A 15,712-nucleotide genomic window follows, 5' to 3' on the forward strand; every position below is an offset into this window, starting at 1 on the left:
CGCCCTCATGGCCCGCGCCCTCCGTGCGGGGACATTGGCCATGGGGGCACGCACAGGGCCTGCCCATGAGGAAAGGTTCCTACGACATGGCTCTCCACCAGCACCAGCACCAGCACCGTCAGCCGGGAATGCGCTTCGCCGGGTGGCGCAAGGCCACCTCGGCCACAGCGCCCGGTACCGCGGCTGATGAACTCACCACGCCTCTGACCGTCGCGCGCGTCGCGGCAGCGACCCGGCTGCTGACCGCGTTCACGTTCCTCTGGGCTTTCGGTGACAAGACGTTCGGCTGGGGATACGCGACCCCGGCGGGCAAGGGATGGATCGATGGCGGGTCTCCGACCAAGGGCTTTCTGAGCCACGTCTCTGCCGGGCCGCTGGAGGCGACGTTCCACTCCTGGGCCGGGGCGGCCTGGGCCGACTGGACCTTCATGCTGGGACTGCTCGGCATCGGTATCGCCTTGGCCAGCGGCGTCGCCCTACGCGTCGCGGCTGCTGCGGGCACCACGATGATGGCGCTCATGTGGGCTGCCGAGTGGCCCCCTGCCAGGCACCTGTCGGACGGCAGCCTCAGCATGTCCACGAATCCGTTGGTGGACTATCACGTCCTGTACGCGGCGGTCCTGGTGACCCTCGCGGCGATCGGAGCCGGACGCACCTGGGGTCTGGGCAGCCTCTGGCAGCGCCTGCCCCTTGTCCGCGGCAAGCGCTGGCTCGTTTGACGACGCCGGAGGACGGTCCGGGGCCGCCGCGACGGTGGCGGCCCTGGGCCAGCTGCAAACGATCAGGGTCGAACGGTCCTGGCGGTCCTCGGTCTGCCCGGCGGCACTGAGCCACTCGGCACCGCCGGTGTTGCCAGGAGCCTCGTCTCGGCCGACCTGTCTGTTTGGCCGCTCCGCTTGGACTGCCGTGTAACTCACGGGTGCATCCGTTGTCTCCCGGCGGTCGCGCCTGTTGTCGGCCAACTGGTCGCCAACCTGTTCTCGACGACGCGCGACGTGGACTCGGCGGCAGTGGCGGATACGTCGAGCGGCTGGGCGCACGTTCGGGTGCCTGTGCATGCCCGCCGGGAGAGGCGCCGATGCTGACTTTTGCTGACTTCCAGCGACTTTTAACGCTCTGACCTGCGGAAATGTCGAGAGATCCAATGGTTCTGGAACTGGATCGGACGGTCACACGATGATATCGCGCAGGCCCGCGAAGACTGGATGAACGGGTCCCGATTCGGCGAGGTGAAGGGCTACGACGGCCCTCCGATTCCGGCTCCTGAACTCCCGCCGACGCATCTGATGCCCAGGAGAAGGGTTCGCTGAGCTGCTGCCAGGCGCAGTCCGGCAGCTTCTCGTGTCGGTGGTCGAGTCTCGCGTGTTGCAGGCTGTAATCAACTTTGCCCAGATGAATGCTGACCTTTGCTGACTTTACTGACGAGTAGTCAGGTTTGCTCGCGGGCGGTGCTGAGTCCTGGTGTCCCAATGGCAGGGGAAGTCGCCATTGCGGACACCAGCGCCTGCGACCTTGTCGGCAGAGCAACCAAGGGCGGTCCGATTCCGCGGCGGGGTGCGTGTGTGGGGACGTTCCAGCTCTTGTGGGCAGGTGACAACAGCCATGCTGGTCCAGGCCGCGCCGGGCCCGCGGCAGGTGGCGCCTGTACGCCTTCCGCGGCCTCGGCGCCACCGGCGTCCTGGGCTTCAAAGAACCCTCGCCCACCGCCACCAGACGACCTCTCTTGGGTCGGCCAGCTCAGAGCGAAGTTGTGGGTCGTTGCGACCGCGCGGCCTGGCGCGGCCCGCCTCCGCCGCCAGGCGCTTGTCGCTGAGCGTCGTGGTCCGTCCGGTCAACTGCGTGCTCAAGGTCCCCGGGCGAGCCTGTGTGGGGCGTTGCTCCTACAGTGGTGCGCCAGGCCTTTGGCCTGGGCCTGCTGGGGAGGAGTGCGGCATGGGGGATACCGGGGCGTCCGGCGCAGCGGTCGAGGGTCTTGAGGAGTACCGCAGGGAGCTGACCGGTTACTGCTACCGGATGTTGGGGTCGTACGCCGACGCCGAGGACGCGGTGCAGGAGGCTCTCGTTCGGGCCTGGCGGAGCATCGACCGCTTCGAGGGCCGGTCGGGCCTGCGGACCTGGGTGTACCGCATCGCCACCAACGTGTGCCTGGACGCCCTCGCATCGGGCAAGCGGCGGGCGCTGCCGATGGACCTGTCCGGCCCGAGCGGAGGCGCCACCCCGCCGGAGCCCCCGCAGGAGTCCGTCCTGTGGGTGGAACCGTGCCCCGGCGGCAGTGATCCGGAAGCGGCCGCCGCGGCGGGCGAGTCGGTGCGGCTGGCGTTCGTCGCCGCGCTCCAGCACCTGCCGCCCAGGCAGCGGGCCACGCTGATCCTGCGGGACGTGCTGGGTTTCTCGGCGCGCGAGGTCGCCGGCCTGCACGGCTGTACCGTCGCCTCGGCCAACAGTTCCCTGCAGCGTGCCCGGGCCACGATGGCCGACCGCCGCGGCACGGCGGACGGGCCGGCCGCCCGGCCGTCGGGCGACAGCGTCCGTCAGGTGCTGGCCGAACGCTACGCCTCGGCGTTCTCCCGGTGCGACGTGGAGGAGCTGAACATGCTTCTCCACGTCGACGCCACGCTGTGCTTGCCCCCGTACGCGAAGTGGATGCGCGGTGTTCCCGACATCCACGCGTGGCTCACCGGCCCCGCGATCGGCTGCCGCGGTTCACGTCTTGTCCCGACCGTGGCGAACGGCTTCCCGGGCTTCGGCCAGTACCGCCCTCAGGTGGACGGCCCTGGCTACGTGCCCTGGGCCCTCCAGGTCCTCGAATTCCGAGACGACCGGATCAGCGGCATCACGGCCTACCGTGACACCGAACGCCTCTTCCCGCTCTTCGGCCTCCCGGACCGCCTCGCTGGGGGAGTGGGCGGGCCCGTAGCGCGAGGGGGCAGTGGGCGAGCGGTCAGCGGGTGATCGGTTCGAAGGCCAGGCGTGCCGATACCGCTGCCAGCCACAACAGCCCAACGCCTGCGCCGGCCGTGAAAGCCAGGACGGAGGCGGCGGAGGCCGCGAAGCCGGCGAGCACTGTGACGGGAACGAGGCGCGAGGCCACGGCCCACCCGGAGTGGCCCCGGGCGGCGAGCGAACCGGCGAGCACGAGGAGGGCGGCACACAGGGCGAGGTAGCCGGCCATGCCGGCGGCCATGTGGACCGCGCCGTGGCCGCTCATCACGGTCGCGTCGGGGGCTCCGGCGGGGAATCCGGCTCCGGCGTCGGCCGGGAAGACCGCCGCGGCCCAGAACGAGGCACCGAAGATGCCGATCAGGACGGGACCCGCGGTGCCTCCTGGAGTGCCGCCCAACACCCGGCGCAGGCCGACCGCCCCCATGACCAGCAGGGTGCCGGCGAGCAGGAAGTTCACTGTCTGAGCCCAGCCCCCTTCGCCGAGGGCAAGCTGGCTCAGCGCGTTCCGGCTGAAGTCGAAGCCGTCACGGGCGACGCCCTGTACGACTCCCGCCACGAGGAACACCGGTCCGGCCGCGATGCCACCGGCCAGCCACCGGCGTGCCGCCGCGCGGGACGTCGGCGCTGCGGCAGCGGCATGTCGGGATGCGCCGAGCGTGGAGGTCATGAACGTGCCTTCCTCAAGGTTGCGTTGTCACTTCTCCGACCGACCGGGACAGGCAAAGTCATCGCTCCTGGAAATGTGCGCCGGCTCACACGTCTTCGGCCAGGGTTAGTCGAGCGGTGCACGTGTCGGGCGAGGTCGACGTGTGAAGATCTGTTCGCTCAGGGGAACCTCGGATCCGGATAGTGATCAGGTCGCCAGACTTGGGCACAAGGCCCAAAGATTCGCCGATCGTGATCTGGATCACTGAAGAAGCCCACCCCTGGTCCCGATGTCGTTGCAGCCCACGTACGCGGGGGCGTCCGCGAAGTCCTTCCCGAGGCCGACCATGGCCGCCTGATGCCACACCGCGTCCGCACCCTGCAGCGCGTTCCGGACCGCGTCGGCGTCCCGTACGTCGGCCCGGACGAACTCCGTGTCCGGCAAGGAGGGTGTGTCGGGGTGGGCGGCCGGCAGCAGGGCGTCGAGCACGACTGGCGCGTGCCCGCGGTCCATGAGGGCGGTGTCGATGGGGGAGCCGATCAACTCGGCCCCTCCGGTGACGAGTACGCACATGCTCGGGACGTTACGGAGAACCGGTCTTCCAGGAGGTCTCCCACGCCCGGACGTAAGACTTCCGGCATCGGGGTTCGGGCGGCGCTTTTGCGTCGGGCTCGGGTACTTCCGGGTCGGCTTCGATCGGTAGCGGTCCTCTCGCTCCGCCCGGAGTGCTCGCGCTATAGCGTCACTGGCCACATGGAGGCTGTGTCGGCTCTTCATCGAGCTGGTGGACGCCGATCGGGTGGAGGGGTGGCTGTGGCCGTCGAAGTGGATGCTCACACTCTGGCTGTGGAGCAGATGCGGCTGGGGGATCATGCATTTGCGCACTACGCGGACGACGCGACGCGGTGGGGTGTGCTGGGAGTCTTCGCACAGTTCGGATTGGCGCGCGGCGAGAAGGTCATCGTGCTGGCGGATCCCGCCGTGCCACATGACGAGGTGTTCCAGCGGTTGTTTCCGTACGCGGAGTTGTATGAGGCCGAGCGGGAAAGCGGCCAGTTGGCGTTCACGAGCATGCGCGAGCTGATCCGTCCCCAACGACGTTTCACCGCGGAGAGACAGATGGGGCGTCTGCGGGAGGAGACCGAGCAGGCGATCGTCGAGGGGTTCGCTGGGCTGCGGTCGATCATCGACATGGCCTGGGTCCAGGATCTGGCGATGGACATCGAGGGCGTGATGCACCGCGAGACCCATGCGGACGCCCTGTTCGAGGACCGCCTCTACGCCGAGATCTGCACGTACGACCGTCGTCGCTTCGCTCCTGAGACGGTGGAGGCCATGCGCGTGGGGCACCCCGTCGCCCTGCTGGAGCAGCCGGGACAACTGGGTGCTTCCCACGTCGACCACGGGCTGCGACTGGTCGGCGAAGCGGACTGGTCGACCCGTGAGCAGTGGAGCGCTGCCTTCCATGCAGCACTCGCCGGCTCCGGTGGTGAGGAGACGCTGACGATCGACCTCACGCCGGTGACCTTCCTGTCCGTCACCTGCGCTGCGGAAGTACTCCGACAGGTCCAACGGTGCGCACTGCGGGCGCGCGTGGAGGTTCGCTGCTCCCCGTTCCATGCGCAGCTGCTCCGTCGCCTCGGAGCCTGTCAGGTGGAGGCTCTGGTCCTGGTCGAGACCGAGGGAGCTGCGCGATGACCGCACAGACGATCTCGGCGCGGGAAGAGGGAGAACTGCTTCTGGAGTCGCGCCTCGGCGCCGCGGACCTGGCGCGGACGAGGATCCAGGTCGAGCTGCACACGTCGCGCACCGCCCCTCTCAGCGAGGCGCGCCGCGCCCAGTTCGTGCTGGCCGTGTACGAGGTGATGTGCAACGCCGTACGACGTGGAGGGGGCCGGGGAACCATCAGGCTCTTCCGAAGCGCGGACAGTCTGTGCTGCCAGATCGACGACAAGGGGTCCGGCTTGGACGAGAACCTGATCCCCCGTGCACTGCCCTCGGTGGACGCTCCCGGCAGTCGCGGGCTGTGGCTCGTCCGCGAGCTGACCGACCGCATGGACATCGCGCGATCCGCGGGCGGTGCCAGCATCACCTTCGTGATGTGCTTCGACGCCGCGTGAGCAGACCTGTGGAAGGGCCGGCTGGTCTGCTGGAGGACGGGCGGGCCGCCTCTGTCGCCGGCTGGGTCCGTGCGCGTTCCGGGCCGGCCCGGGCCACCGGCTCCCGCAGCCGCGGCGCCTTCTGCTCGTTCGTGACGTTGACAGGGGTGGGCCGGTGGTGGGGGAGGCCGAAGGTCGGTCACGGCCCTGGACCATGCGGCTGGGGTGTGTCATTTGGGTGGAAGCGAGGCTGCGAAGGCCGTGGCCGTCGTGACCCAGTGATCCAGGACGGGGTCCTCGGCCAAGGCGGGTCCGCTGATCGTCACCCATCCGAGCATCGGCCGCCCGGTGAAGTCCGTTGGGCGGGCCTCACTGCGGGTGAGGGACTGCTCTGTCCCTTGCGCGCCCACGCGGGCGGTGAGCTCATCGCCGGAGACCGCGGCCACCATGTTGCCGTGCAGGAGGAAACCGATGCCGCCGAACATGCGCTTCTCGGTGACACCGTCCAGCCCGACGAGACGCTCGCGAACCCGCTGGGCCAGGACTTCGTCGTACGTCACGTCTCCACTGTGCTGCGCCGAACCGGTGATCGCACGTGGGCGTGGTGAGTGGTTGAGGTTGTTCCTGGTCCCGGGCATGTGAGGGCGTGAGCGGTCACTCCAAGCCGGAGACCTTGAAGACCGTTCGGGCCGTCTCGCGGTCGATGCGCTCCGACAGCTCTTGCAGGGCAGATACGCCGGAGAGCAAGGTGCCGCGCCGGATCGACGCGCGCGCGTCCGCATCGAGGAGGTGCCACATCGCCGGGTTGCGGACCAGGACGGCCGGGTCGATCTCGACCTGGCTTCCCTCAGCGTCACGGAGGACCAGCCGCTGGGCCATCCCGTCGGACCAGCGGACCGAGACGAGGCGGTCTGTACGGACCGTGTCCGTCATGAGCAGTCCGCGGGTGCTCAGCAGGCCAGGACGTACGGAGACCCGAGACGGGTACAAGATCACGAAGACGAGGCCGCCGAGGCCGGTCCACGCGGCGCCACGTGTCGGATCGAGGGTGTCGAAGCCGGAGTCCGCGGCGAACAGGGCCGTGAAGAGGAGGAACGCGACACCGAGCGCGGAGCGCCTCTCACCGGCCCAGCGAACGTCGTGTGCGATGGGCCCGGTGATGATGATGAGGGCGAGCCCGACGGGGTTGTGCGGGTTGTAGTGGTAGCGGTTCGTACCCCACTTGCTCCGTCGGAAGACCGGTTCGTCGTCGTACCGCACAGGCTGTCTCCTCAGGGGCGAAGGGGAACGGTGCTTCTGGTCAACGGGTGTGGCCGGCTGCCTTCTGCGCGGCCGGCAGGTAGGCGGCGATGAAGCGGGTGAGGTTCTCGCGGCGTTCGTCGACGTCGTTCGGGGTTTCCCGCGCCCAGACCTCCACCACGTACCGGTGTGGCTCCCCCTTGTGCGTGCACGCGCCATACGCCATCGCGACGCTGTCCGCGATCCGCGCATCCGTGCCGATGCCGGCTGGTTGGGGATTCCCGGCGTCCAGGAGGCTACGGCTCTTGACCTGCAGAGGGTCCACATCGGCAGCCACCAGGCTCGTCTGGAACGTCAGCTCGCGGCGCTCGTCGACCTCCATCCGGCAACCAGTGATGTCCCCTCCGCGTTCGAGGGTGTCGCCCCGCTCGAACGAACCGCCCGGCGGGAGCAGCGGTTTGAGCAGAGCGGACCGCACTTCGACGCCGCACACATCGCCGGGCACTGCGTAGCTCTGGCCCTGCGTGCACCCTGCCGTGCCGGTACGAGATCGATCGGCCCGATGCCGGCCCGGGGGTGGAGGGGCGAGCAGGCCCAGCCGGTCAGAGACGTCCTGTGGCCGCGGACGGATCGGCGGCCACGGGCAGCGACAGGACCATGGTCAGACCGCCGCCAGGGGTGTCCTCCGCCGTGAGCGTGCCGTTCATGGCCTCGGTGAGACCACGGGCCAGAGCGAGGCCGAGGCCGAGCCCGGCGGTGTTGTCGCGGTCGCCCAGGCGCTGGAAGGGCTCGAAAGCCCGCTCGCGGTCGTCGGCGGCGATCCCGGGGCCCTGGTCGGCGATCCTGACCTCGACCCGGCCGGCCAGGTCGCTCGCTGTCACCAGCACGGGACGGTCCCCGGGGGTGTGGCGGACCGCGTTGCCGACCAGGTTCGCGAGGACCCGTTCGAGCAGAGGAGGATCGGCTTGGAGTGCCGGTACGGTCTCCAGGTTCTGTACATCGATGCCGGGCCCGTCCGCGGGCAGCGGTTCGAGGGAGTCCAGAGCGGCCGGCAGGACCTCCTCGAGGGTGGTGGCCCGCAGTTCGAGGGGGAGGGCGCCGGCTTGGAGGCGGCTCAGGTCGAGCAGGTTTTCCACCAGCCGGTTCAGCCGGTTCAGGGACAGTTCTGCGGATTCCAGCAGCTCGGCCCTGTCCTCTTCCGAGAAGTCCACGTCCGGGGTGCGCAATGAGGTGATCGCAGCCAGGGCCCCTGCCAACGGGGTGCGCAGGTCATGGCTGACGGCCCGCAGCAGGGCGGTGCGCAGCCGGTCGGCGGCCTTGATGGGCTCGACTTCGGCGGCGGCTTCGGCCAGGCGGGCCCGCTCGACCGCGGCGCCGACGTGCGCGGCGAAGGTGGCCAGCACGCGGCGCTCGGAGGAGGGCAGCGTACGGCCTCTCAGGATGAGGAAGGCCCCCGATCCGGCCGCGACCACCAGGGCGGAGCCCGAGCCCGCGCTGACGTTGCGTTCACTCCCGGCGGCGTCGGGGGCGTCCGGAGCCAGATCGACGGTGTCCATGCCGAAGGTCTCCCGGGTGCGTTCCAGCAGCGCCGGTATCGTCTGGTCGCCGCGGACGATGCTTCCCGCGAGGGACGACATGGTCTCCGCCTCGGCCGTGGCCCGGGCGGCGCGGCGGGAGAGCCGCAGGGACCTGTCCGCTGCGGCGGCCACGGTGGCGGCGACCACGGCGAAGACCACCAGCGCCAGCACACTGTCGGGGTCGCTCATGGTGAACTCGCCCATGGGCGGCATGAACCAGTAGTTGAGGAGTAACGCGGCGGTCAGTGCCGCTACCAGTGCGGAGACCACTCCGCCGAAGCAGGCCACAGCGACGACCACCACCAGGAAGAGCAGGGCTTCGCTCGTGAGGTTCAGCGTGCCGCGCATCCGGTCGAGAGCCAAGGTGAGCAGCACCGGGAGCAGCACACCGGCCACGGGCCCGGCGATGAGCCGGGAGGTGGGCAGGGTGCGGCGGCGGGACGGCAGCAGTCGGCCATGGCCCGCACGTTCGTGCGTTACCATGTGCACATCGATGTCCTCGGACAGGGCCACCACGGTGTCGCCGATGCCCCGGCCGGTGAGGAAACGTTCCAGCCTCCGGCGGCGGCTCGTCCCCAGGACGAGCTGGGTTGCGTTCTCCGCCATCGCGAAGTCCACCAGCGCCGTGGGCACTTCGTCGCCGACGACGGAGTGGTAGCTGCCGCCCAGGTCCTCGACGAGGGCCCGCTGCGCGGCGAGCGCCGCGTGCGAGACCCCGGCGGCGAGTCCGTCACTGCGCGCGATGTGCACGGCGAGCAGCTCACCACCGGCGGACCTGCCGGCGATGCGGGCGGCGCGGCGGATCAGGGTCTCGCCCTCGGGGCCGCCCGTGAGCGCCACCACCACCCGCTCCCTCGTCTCCCAGACGTCCCCGATGCCGTGCTCGACGCGGTACTTGTGGAGGGCCTCGTCCACACGCCCGGCCAGCCACAGGAGGGCCAGTTCGCGCAGTGCGATGAGATTGCCGGGGCGGAAGTAGTGGGCGAGGGAGGCGTCGATCCGCTCCGGGGGGTAGATGTTGCCGTGTGCCATCCGGCGCCGGAGTCCCTCGGGGGGTATGTCGACCAGCTCGATCTCGTCGGCGCGGCGTACGAACTCGTCGGGCACGGTCTCGTGCTGCGGCACCCCGGTGATCTTCTCGACGACGTCGCTCAACGACTCCAGGTGCTGGATGTTGAGCGCGGTGACGACGTCGATGCCGGCGGCGAGGATGTCCTCGACGTCCTGCCAGCGTTTCGGGTGCGGGCCGCCGCCCGGGACGTTGGTGTGCGCGAGTTCGTCGACCAGAACCACCTGCGGACGTCTGGCCAGCAGCGCTGCGAGGTCCAACTCCGCGTACCGGCCACCTCGGTAGTCGTGGCCGGCCAGGGGGAGCACCTCCAGGCCTGCGAGCCTGGCCTCCGTGTGCCTGCGCCGGTGGCACTCCACGAAACCGGCCACCACGTCCGCGCCGCGGGCCGCCCGGCGGTGCGCCTCGTCGAGCATGCGATACGTCTTGCCGACGCCGGGAGCCGCGCCCAGGAACACTTTGAGCCTTCCGGGCCGGACGGCCGCCTGTGCCCCGGATGCCGGGCCTGCATCGTGCGTGGTCGTCACGCTCAGAACTTCTCGGGGAAGAACAACGCCAGGACCAGATATCCGACGAGGCTGACCGCCACGACGATGCCTACGACATTCTCAGTGCTCACCCGTACACCGACTCCTCCGTACGTCTTCAACCTGACCAGCGAACATCAACGAGACACTGAACGAAACGGCCCTGACGGCTTCCTGACGCAGGTCGGCCGGGACTTTGACGGTGCATTGACGGCCGCTCCATCGACAGGGTGAAGGTGGTGTGCCGGAAAGCCTGGTCGGCGTCGCGTGACCGCACGGTCCGCGTCGACTCGGGTGGGGGCGGAATGCGCAGCGTCGCTACGGTCTTGTTCCTCGTGGTGCTGGTCACGTTCGTGGCCACGGGTGCCCGCCGGTGGCGAATCCCGGCGCCCTCGCTGCTCGTCGTCGCGGGCCTCGCCGTGGCGCTGATACCGGGCACTCCGGAGATCCGGGTCAGTCCTGAGGTCATCGGACTCGTGGTGCTGCCGCCCCTCCTCTACGCCAGCGCGGAAGAACTGTCCTGGCGGGAGCCGCGCCTCGCGTGGAAGCCGGTCAGCGTGCTCGCCGTCGGCCTGGTCCTGGCCTCGGCGGCCGCAGTCGGGGTGATCGCGTCGCTGATCACCCCGCTGACCCGGCAGATGGCATTGGTCCTGGGGGCCATCCTCGCGAGTACGGACCCGGTGGCGGTGACCGCACTCGGCCGGCGCCTCGCGCTGCCGCCCCGCGTCCAAGTCCTCGTACAGGCCGAAAGCCTCTTCAACGACGCAACCTCGCTGGTGCTCTTCCGCGTCGCCGTGGTCGTCGCCGTTGCCTCCGCAGGGGTGTCCTGGCAGGCGGCCGGCATCGAGTTCGCCCTGCTCGCCGGGGGCCGACACGCGCGGTGTCGTCCCGCTGGCCGCTGCCCTGTCCATCCCCGTCGCCGCGGACGGCGGCGGCCTCCTGGACCAGCGGCCGCTCGTACTCGTACTGACGACATCAGTGGTGGTGGTCACCCTCGTGGCCCGGGGTTTCACCCTGGCCGACGTGGTCCGCCGCTCCGGAATCGCCCTCGAACCGGACCCCACCGAACGCGAGGAGGCTTCGGCCCGGTGTGCGCTCGCGGCCGCGGGCATTCGACGGCTGGACGAGATGTCCGACGCGGAAGCTGTACCGGACGTCGTGGCGGACCGCCTCCGGCGCAGTCTGCATGCACGCCTCGAACATGCCCGCGACCGCCTGGAGGAAGCGACCTGGCCGAGTCGGCGGACCACGTCTAGCGGCTGCTGCGCCGGGACCTCATCCGGGTCGAGGCGGCCGAGCTGCAGCGGCTCTACGACGAGCACCGCATCAGCGACGGCACCCGCCGCAGCCTCCAGCGCTCCCTGGACCTGGAGGAGGCGCGGCTCGACCTGGCGAGATGAGTTGTGCGGCCACCGAAGCCATCGCGCCGAGGCCTGGCTCACACGGGGACCGGGGTCGCCCGGACCTCGAGTGATACGGCCCGGCCGGTGGAGTGGTGGACGTACTCGCGGGTCAGCCGGAAGCCTGCCGTCCAGGCGAGCAGTCGGCTGGGCCGGTTGTCGCGCGAGCAGCACCAGCTCGCGGTGCGCCCCCGTGCCTGGATATCAGCCGTCAGACCGGCGACGCAGGCCAGCGCGAGGCGCTCGCGCCGGCGATCGGGCACGGTGACCACCGCGATGTCCTCGTAGAGGTTTCCGAGGAAGTAGGTGCAGGCGACGGAGAGGATCCGGCCCTTGGCGAACGCGGCCCAGGCGTGGCCCGAGCCGGCGAGGTCGGCGGGGCCACCCCAACTGGAATGGATCCAGGCGTTCTCGGGGTTCAGGCCGGCCAGAGCCGGAACGTCCTCGGGCTTCAACCGCCGCACCGTCACGCCACGCGGGGTGCGGGGAAGTGACACCGCTGGCTGGGCCTGGTGGACGTACAGCATCCGCTCCCAGGGGTCGACGCGCTCGAAGGCGGACCCGAGGGAAGGCCAGAACCGTGCGGGGGTCTCTATGTAGTGGCCTGCGAACCGGCTCAGGGCATCCGGGGCGAGCACGCTGGGGTCGCCGCGCAGCAGTACGTGGTCCGCGCAGGCGACGGCGAGCACGCGGGGCCGGTCGGGGCGGTCGGCCCACCACGTGCCGCGACCCGTGGTCAGCACGTGTTCGGCGAGGGCACCGGTACCGGGGGAGCCGGTGGGAAACCAGCGGTTGAGTGCAGGGAGCTGCTGCGGGGCGATCTCGATCACGAAGGGTCTCCAGACGGTGCACGGGTTCTTGGGCCGAGGGCAGGGGGAGCGGGGATGTACTGGCGTCCGGCGCGTTCAGGCGCCGGACGGTGCGCTTCTCGGCGGTTCGGCCAGGTGGGGCCACGCGCGCGTCCCGGTCTGCGTACCGCGGCCGGTGCGGACCGAAGACGCAGGGTGGAACACGGCGGGTCCGAGTGCCGGCTGCGGGGGAGCGGCTCCGAAGCCTGTGAAGGAGGAAGCGGCCGCCCGCTTACGGGCGGGGGCGGGCGGCCGCGGATCGTGCGGTGCTCAGCGCACCGGCGTGTGAGCAGCGCGCGGGGCCGGCCGCACCGTATGCGGTGGCCGGTCGTCGTGGCGCAGAGCGCTGTTCACGTCATTCATCCAACTGCTTCCCGAAACAGAGCTCAAGGCGGTCGGTCGCTCCTTGACACGGTTCTGATACAGGCATGGCCCGGACGGGTGATGCCCGCCACGGACCAGGAGGCGACACCGGCTATCAGCGGCGCGTCAAGAAGCACGCGCCGGCTGTCAGAGTGGCGTCAACGTGGCGCATCCGCTCATGGCGGTGGTCGCAGACTGGGCGGCAGGGGGCAAGCGGACGGCCGTCCGTGATGCCAGGTGGGAGGGCGTGAGGCCGTCTTCTCCGGAGGAACGCCAACAGGCCGGTCCGGATCCCCATGGGACGTACGTACGACAGGAAGGCGGCGCGCCGATGACCAGGGTGCTGGTGGTGGATGACGAACCGCAGCTCGCGCGGTTGCTGGTCATCAATCTGAAGGCGCGGAAGTACGACGTGGATCGCGCGCAGGACGGGGCCGCGGCCCTGGACGCCGTGGCGGCCCGCAGCCCGGACGTGGTCCTGCTCGACCTCGGGCTGCCCGACATGGACGGGATCGATGTGCTCAGGCACCTGCGTGGATGGTCACAGGTGCCTGTGGTGGTGGTCTCCGCCCGCCACGGTTCCGAGGAGAAGATCCGGGCGCTGGACGCCGGCGCGGACGACTACGTCACCAAGCCCTTCAGCATGGACGAACTCCTGGCCCGGCTGAAAGCGGTCGCCCGCCGCACGCTGCCACTCGGCTCGGCAGGCTCCGAGGAAGCGGTCGTCGAGACCGACGAGTTCACCGTGGACCTGATCGCGAAGAAGGCCAGGCGCGGAGGGGAGAACATCAGGCTCACGCCGACGGAGTGGCATCTGCTGGAGGTCCTGATCCGCAACCGGGGCCGGCTCGTCAGCCAGCGGCGTCTGCTCCAGGAGGTGTGGGGCTCCTCCTACGGGACGCAGACCAACTACCTGCGGGTGTACATGGCCCACCTCCGCCGGAAGCTGGAAGCGGACCCCTCGCACCCCCGCCACCTGATCACCGCCCCTGGCATGGGATACCGCTTCGAGGCGTGAGCAGGGCTCGGCCGGCGGGAGTGCAGCCCAGACACCGCCGATCCCGAGCCTTCCGCACACGTCAGGTCATACGCCCAGGTGTGCGCGAATGAGCATGTCGAGTCGCTGCCATGCCGGGGACGAGGCATTGACCGACCCCTGGATGAGGGCGGGAACGTCGGAGGGGGCATCCAGCCCGGGCAGTGCGTCGGATCCGTAGCGGTCCCGGGTCGCCACGGCTATGCGACGGGCGAGTTCGTCGATGCTGGGGTCGTCGGCGCTGAGGTCGTACGCGTGGTCGTAGTCGAGGTAGAGCTGCCGCAGCACCGGCTCGGCGGTGGTCTCGGCCTGGTCGTGGAAGAGGGCGAATGCCCGGTCCGGGTGCGTGGCGAACACGAGGATCCACAGATCGCGCTGCAGGCCCACCCACCGAGGCGTGAACCCCCAGCGATCCAGGCGCTCGAGATGAGCTCCGACCTCGGCGGGCAGCGGTGCCAGCTGCCCGGCGGCGAGCCGGCGCAGGCGCCCTTGCGTCGCTTGCAGACCACGGATGCGGGCGGTGAGCTCGTCGTTGATCTCGCCCAAGGCCTGCTGGAACTCCGTGTCCGTCGCCGATCGCAGGTCCCGGATACGCGCCAGAGGGACACCTGCTTCGGCAAGCGTCCGGATTTTGATCAGATCGATGGCGTCGTCCGCGCCGTACCGGCGGTAGCCGGACGCATCGCGGTCTGGTTCAGGGAGCAGGCCCTTGTCGTGGTACACGCGGATGGTCTTGGTCGACACTCCGACGTACTTGGCCAGCTGCCCGATGGTGATCACCCGGTCATCGTCCCACTTGACCTTTCCCCAGGGGCAGGGTTGCAGCATGGCGTCATGGCAGACATCGACGTGAACTTCGATCGGGAGACCCTGCGCGAGCTGGCGGATGAGGGGAACGAGACCGCGCTGGACCGGCTGGCCGACATGGCCGACGCGGCAGGCGACCTCGGGGAGCTCGGCGAGCTGCTGGACGAGGGGTGCATGCACGCCGGGTTCCTGCTCACGCGACGCGCGGTAGCGGCCGACGACCTGCGGGAGCTGCAACGGATCTCGGACGCCGGCTACGACGAGGCCGGGAACGAGCTGGATCGGCTCCTGAAGGGGCATGGGGAAGGCGGATCCGACGGACCGCTGTCGTAGGCGGTCCAGACCGTGGCGACCGGGGTCGCTTCATCCTGCAGCTGCTCTTCCCGTTGCTGAGGGTGCGCCGAGGGCGTAGTGCGTGTACTCCCGCTCCGGGCGGAAGCCCGCGGTCCAGGCGAGCAGACGTCCGGGGCGGTTGCTCGTCGAGCAGGTCCAGCTGGGCGTGTGCTCGCGGGCTGCTATGTCCGAGCACAGGGCGTTGACGCAGTCGAGCGCCAGATACTGCAGGCGCGGATCGGGCACGGTAACGCACGCGATGTCCTCGTACACGGTGCCGAGGAAGTAGGTACAGGCCACGGCCACGATGCGGTCGCCTCGGAGCGCGGCCCAGACGTGGCCGGAACGGGCGAGGGCCTCGGGGCCGCCCCAGGTGCGGTGGATCCAGCCCATCGCGGGCGGAAGCGTGGTGAGCGCCCGGGCGTCCCGCGCGCCCAGCCTGCGCACGGTGACACCCCTCGGCGGACGGGACGCCGGCGCGGACGACCGCTGGACGTACACCACGCGCTGCCACGGCACCACGCGCTGGAAGGCCGCACCGATCAGCGGAAGGAAGCGGTCCGGTGCCTCGACGTGGTGGTCCGCGAAGACCGCGAGATCCCCCGGTGCGAGGGCCTGCGGGTCTCCGCGCAGGAGCACGTGGTCCCCGCACTCGACGGCGATCGCACGCGGCTGGATGACGCGGTCCACCCACCAGCGGCCGGCCTCGGTGGTCAGGACGTGCTCGGTCAGGGCGCCCGAGCCCGGGGTTCCGGCGGGGAACCAGCGGGAGAGGGCCGGGAGCCGGTGCGACGGCAGGTTGATCACAGGACTTCCTTGCGGGGT

General features: G+C 70.2%; 16 protein-coding genes and 3 pseudogenes. 8 read left to right on the forward strand and 11 right to left on the reverse strand.

The window, feature by feature from the left end; genetic code table 11:
• The first annotated feature begins 86 nt into the window (after positions 1-86).
• The 3 genes and pseudogenes from ACPU2J_RS30205 (at position 87) to ACPU2J_RS30215 (ending at position 2,952) form a co-directional block, all read left to right on the forward strand.
• On the forward strand, positions 87-719 hold the full coding sequence (locus ACPU2J_RS30205) for a hypothetical protein (protein ID WP_423834441.1): 633 nt from the start codon (positions 87-89) through the stop codon (positions 717-719).
• A 417-nt stretch (positions 720-1,136) separates the two neighbouring features.
• A pseudogene (locus ACPU2J_RS30210) lies at positions 1,137-1,310 on the forward strand (pirin family protein); the annotation flags it as partial.
• A 622-nt stretch (positions 1,311-1,932) separates the two neighbouring features.
• Complete coding sequence (locus ACPU2J_RS30215) at positions 1,933-2,952, forward strand: sigma-70 family RNA polymerase sigma factor (RefSeq protein ID WP_423834442.1); 1,020 nt, start codon at positions 1,933-1,935, stop codon at positions 2,950-2,952.
• Here the strand turns inward: ACPU2J_RS30215 and ACPU2J_RS30220 are convergent.
• Both ACPU2J_RS30220 and ACPU2J_RS30225 read right to left on the reverse strand, forming a co-directional pair.
• The gene (locus tag ACPU2J_RS30220; protein ID WP_423834443.1) at positions 2,942-3,610 is read right to left on the reverse strand and encodes a DUF998 domain-containing protein; all 669 of its coding nucleotides are present in this window, start codon (positions 3,608-3,610) and stop codon (positions 2,942-2,944) included. The genes ACPU2J_RS30215 and ACPU2J_RS30220 overlap by 11 nt on opposite strands.
• Before the next feature lie 261 nt (positions 3,611-3,871).
• Positions 3,872-4,162 (reverse strand): annotated as a pseudogene (locus ACPU2J_RS30225) (NAD-dependent epimerase/dehydratase family protein); the annotation flags it as partial.
• A 240-nt stretch (positions 4,163-4,402) separates the two neighbouring features.
• Here ACPU2J_RS30225 and ACPU2J_RS30230 point away from each other — a divergent pair.
• Positions 4,403-5,287 (forward strand): MEDS domain-containing protein, encoded by an 885-nt coding sequence (locus ACPU2J_RS30230; protein ID WP_420078762.1) that lies wholly within the window; start codon positions 4,403-4,405, stop codon positions 5,285-5,287.
• Entirely contained in the window at positions 5,284-5,709 is a 426-nt protein-coding gene (locus tag ACPU2J_RS30235; protein ID WP_423834444.1) for an ATP-binding protein, read from the forward strand. The genes ACPU2J_RS30230 and ACPU2J_RS30235 overlap by 4 nt, the downstream gene beginning before the upstream one ends.
• 209 nt (positions 5,710-5,918) lie before the next feature.
• Here ACPU2J_RS30235 and ACPU2J_RS30240 read toward each other — a convergent pair whose 3' ends face one another.
• From ACPU2J_RS30240 to kdpF, 5 genes are all read right to left on the reverse strand, one after another.
• Positions 5,919-6,248, reverse strand: coding sequence for a TfoX/Sxy family protein (locus tag ACPU2J_RS30240; RefSeq protein WP_420078760.1), 330 nt, complete (start codon positions 6,246-6,248; stop codon positions 5,919-5,921).
• Between the two features lie 94 nt (positions 6,249-6,342).
• Positions 6,343-6,948, reverse strand: a complete 606-nt coding sequence (locus tag ACPU2J_RS30245) for a hypothetical protein (RefSeq protein ID WP_423834445.1) — start codon at positions 6,946-6,948, stop codon at positions 6,343-6,345.
• A 40-nt stretch (positions 6,949-6,988) separates the two neighbouring features.
• The gene (locus ACPU2J_RS30250) at positions 6,989-7,432 is read right to left on the reverse strand and encodes a hypothetical protein (RefSeq protein ID WP_420078758.1); all 444 of its coding nucleotides are present in this window, start codon (positions 7,430-7,432) and stop codon (positions 6,989-6,991) included.
• Positions 7,433-7,529: 97 nt separating this feature from the next.
• The gene (locus tag ACPU2J_RS30255; protein WP_423835027.1) at positions 7,530-10,106 is read right to left on the reverse strand and encodes an ATP-binding protein; all 2,577 of its coding nucleotides are present in this window, start codon (positions 10,104-10,106) and stop codon (positions 7,530-7,532) included.
• On the reverse strand, positions 10,103-10,192 hold the full coding sequence (kdpF, locus tag ACPU2J_RS30260; protein WP_376122898.1) for a K(+)-transporting ATPase subunit F: 90 nt from the start codon (positions 10,190-10,192) through the stop codon (positions 10,103-10,105). The genes ACPU2J_RS30255 and kdpF overlap by 4 nt, the downstream gene beginning before the upstream one ends.
• A gap of 213 nt (positions 10,193-10,405) precedes the next feature.
• On the opposite strand from kdpF, the pseudogene ACPU2J_RS30265 reads away from it, so the two are divergent.
• Positions 10,406-10,909 (forward strand): annotated as a pseudogene (locus tag ACPU2J_RS30265) (cation:proton antiporter); the annotation flags it as partial.
• Between the two features lie 166 nt (positions 10,910-11,075).
• Here the strand turns inward: ACPU2J_RS30265 and ACPU2J_RS30270 are convergent.
• Together ACPU2J_RS30270 and ACPU2J_RS30275 are read right to left on the reverse strand one after the other, a co-directional pair.
• Complete coding sequence (locus ACPU2J_RS30270) at positions 11,076-11,288, reverse strand: hypothetical protein (RefSeq protein ID WP_420082540.1); 213 nt, start codon at positions 11,286-11,288, stop codon at positions 11,076-11,078.
• 250 nt (positions 11,289-11,538) lie between these two features.
• Positions 11,539-12,330: a GNAT family N-acetyltransferase gene (locus tag ACPU2J_RS30275; RefSeq protein WP_420078757.1), complete on the reverse strand. Its 792-nt coding sequence runs from the start codon at positions 12,328-12,330 to the stop codon at positions 11,539-11,541.
• A gap of 712 nt (positions 12,331-13,042) precedes the next feature.
• On the opposite strand from ACPU2J_RS30275, the gene ACPU2J_RS30280 reads away from it, so the two are divergent.
• Positions 13,043-13,729 (forward strand): response regulator, encoded by a 687-nt coding sequence (locus ACPU2J_RS30280; protein WP_420078756.1) that lies wholly within the window; start codon positions 13,043-13,045, stop codon positions 13,727-13,729.
• 66 nt (positions 13,730-13,795) lie between these two features.
• On the opposite strand, the gene ACPU2J_RS30285 is transcribed toward ACPU2J_RS30280, so the two are convergent.
• Entirely contained in the window at positions 13,796-14,575 is a 780-nt protein-coding gene (locus ACPU2J_RS30285; RefSeq protein WP_423834446.1) for a MerR family transcriptional regulator, read from the reverse strand.
• 6 nt (positions 14,576-14,581) lie between these two features.
• On the opposite strand from ACPU2J_RS30285, the gene ACPU2J_RS30290 reads away from it, so the two are divergent.
• Positions 14,582-14,887, forward strand: coding sequence for a hypothetical protein (locus ACPU2J_RS30290; protein WP_420078754.1), 306 nt, complete (start codon positions 14,582-14,584; stop codon positions 14,885-14,887).
• A 30-nt stretch (positions 14,888-14,917) separates the two neighbouring features.
• On the opposite strand, the gene ACPU2J_RS30295 is transcribed toward ACPU2J_RS30290, so the two are convergent.
• On the reverse strand, positions 14,918-15,694 hold the full coding sequence (locus ACPU2J_RS30295) for a GNAT family N-acetyltransferase (protein ID WP_423834447.1): 777 nt from the start codon (positions 15,692-15,694) through the stop codon (positions 14,918-14,920).
• Positions 15,695-15,712: the final 18 nt, after the last annotated feature.

The sequence above is a fragment of the Streptomyces manipurensis genome (genome assembly GCF_049570255.1).
GTDB lineage: Bacteria > Actinomycetota > Actinomycetes > Streptomycetales > Streptomycetaceae > Streptomyces > Streptomyces manipurensis.